Here is a 2473-nt window from a genome sequence, read left to right as displayed (position 1 = left end):
GGCGTCCATGGTATTGCTGAGTCGCCAGCTCAGCACCTTGCGGCTGTACCAGTCGATAATGGCGACCAGGTAGACGAACCCGCGTGGCAGACGGAGTGGAGTAAGAAGCAGGGCGTAGTCGAGCTATTTCCCTGCTTCTCCTCCCCGAACCGTACGTGCACCTCTCAGCGCATACGGCTCTCCATTCAAGTGTGACTCAAAGCCATGGCAACATCTCGGTAGCGCGAAGTGACGGTGTTGCGTACCTCTTCCTGTGGCAGATAGGGATTTGCCTCAGGAAGCCGCCATCGGAAGGTCATCTTTCGACTGGTCACCAGACGTCTCAGGCTCGTTACGCAGAAAACACCTCTGCCATTTGGGCCAAAGAATTTCCATGTCTTGGCTTGTTTCTCTGTTGGTCTCAGGAAGTGTTTTCGCATCATGGACTTTATCGATGCGCGATACTTCCTTGATAGCCAGTGGCCAAATCGCCAGAAGACAATGCCATCTATCTTCCTGTAAGTGATCGCGGTGTAGTCGGTATGCTGGTAGAAATTTGCCCATCCCGCCAGTCGGCGATTCAGGCGGTCCACCATGTCAATCCTATTCGCGCTATGATTGCTAGACAATTCTTTCGCCAGAGATGCAGCGAAATTCTTTGCTTTTTCACGGGGGATGGACGTGACCGGGCGCATTGTGCCATTGGGTCCGCGTTTACGAATTATCCTATGGCCCAAGAAAATAAACCCGTCATTCACATGCGTTATATGGGTCTTATCCATATTCAGAGTTAATGAGAGGTCGTCCTCAAGGAACAGTCGGCACTCCTCGCGGATAGCCTCAGCATGAGCCTTGTTTCCTTTAACAACCAAGACGAAATCATCAGCGTAGCGACAGTAAGCTACCGCTGGTCGCCAATGTCGTCTTTCTCGCATAGCGATTGGAAATTCTCGTTGGATGCTAGAGTTCCAGTACCAACGATCTTTGCGGGCCTTCTTGCCAAGATAGAGTTTCTCAAGCCATTGGTCGAATTCATTCAGCATGATATTCGACAGTAATGGTGAAAGCACACCACCTTGCGGAACGCCGTCGTGGGCAGCATGAAACAGCCCTTTGTCGACATGGCCCGCTTTGATGAATTTCCAGAGGAGGTCTAGGAAACGATTGTCACAAATCCGCCTGCGAACGCACCGCATCAGCTTTCGGTGGTGGACAGTATCAAAGTAGCTTGCCAAGTCGCCTTCTATGACCCAGCGGCCCTTTGTTTCTCCACTATCCGTAAGCTGCAATTTCACGGTTCGGATAGCATGGTGCACGCTTCTTTCGGGGCGGAAGCCGTAGGATAAGCGATGGAAGTCGCTTTCCCATATGGGCTCCATTGCCATCAGCATCGCACGTTGTACAATCCTATCTCGCAGTGTTGGTATCCCCAGTGGGCGCTTCTTGCCGTTGGCCTTCGGAATATAGATACGACGAGCAGGCTGAGGCTGATAGGTTCCAGCCAGCAGCTCTGAGCGAATATCATCCACATAGTGGCTAATATCCTGCTCTACTACTCGTCGAGTCTCACCGTCTACCCCAGCAGTCTTGGCCCCCTTTGATGCCAGTGTTTTCCACGCAGCATTCAGGAGCCAATCGCGCCCTGCAATCAGCCTCAACAGTCGATCAAACCTACGATTCGGATCTTCTGTTGACCATGTTGCTAGCTTGCTCTGCATTTCCCTGATTATCAAAGGTCTTCACCTCTCTCGGTCAGGTAATTAGTGGAACAAGCCACTTGAACTGCCTCCCTTCGCCATGTGGTGGGCTTTCCCCACCTCGGACTACTACGGAGGCTCCGCCAGCTTGTTGGGCATCGGGGTCGCACTCCCTTACCATCCCATACAAGCCTTCCCTCGTTTACATGCTGGACTCAAGCGTATGGAGGAGGTTGCCGATCGCAATCTTTACCCTTGCATGCTGCAAGTTGGTGTACCCGGTACGGATTAGCTGCGCACTGTCCATACCCCTGTTGGCAACGACTTGGCTATTCGTTGCCCGCAGCAGAAGTGAGCCTTACCTGTACTCACTGCTGGGGCACACACCTCCGATAAGCCGTGTAGGAGGTGGCGACACGTTCAGCCCATAGACGCGGATTAATCGGTTCGTGTTCCTCAACCTTTCCATACTTAGCCTAGAGGTGCATCTTGGCGTAACGGCTTCGCCTCACACCCCGTTTCCCACGGGTTACATCACCCTGCCAGTGCACTGCAGGTCACTGCCGCTTCGGCTCATGCCCTCTCACAGCAGAGGGCAGCCCTTCACTAGGAGCATCCTGCTCGTCATGAAGGTATTCCAGTCATGCTCGTGCCCATTCAGCTACTTCCTGCTGCCTTCAGGGTCGAGGCACACTGTAGGTTACATCCGTGCTCCACACCTGGTTCGGTCGCGTGATCGACACACCACGCAGCAGGTACGGATAGACCTTGTGATCGGGGTGCGGCCGGCTGGTCAT

The 2473-nt window shown here is 53.4% G+C and carries 1 protein-coding gene; it reads right to left on the bottom strand.

Annotated elements, in window-relative coordinates:
* Window positions 1-185 precede the first annotated feature (185 nt).
* Window positions 186-1697, bottom strand: a complete 1512-nt coding sequence (ltrA, locus tag DFO68_RS15295; RefSeq protein WP_208107454.1) for a group II intron reverse transcriptase/maturase — start codon at window positions 1695-1697, stop codon at window positions 186-188.
* Between the last annotated feature and the right edge of the window lie 776 nt (window positions 1698-2473).

It is taken from the genome of Halomonas ventosae (assembly GCF_004361885.1).
GTDB classification, from domain to species: domain Bacteria; phylum Pseudomonadota; class Gammaproteobacteria; order Pseudomonadales; family Halomonadaceae; genus Halomonas; species Halomonas ventosae_C.
This window is presented reverse-complemented; position numbering and strand designations above follow the sequence as displayed.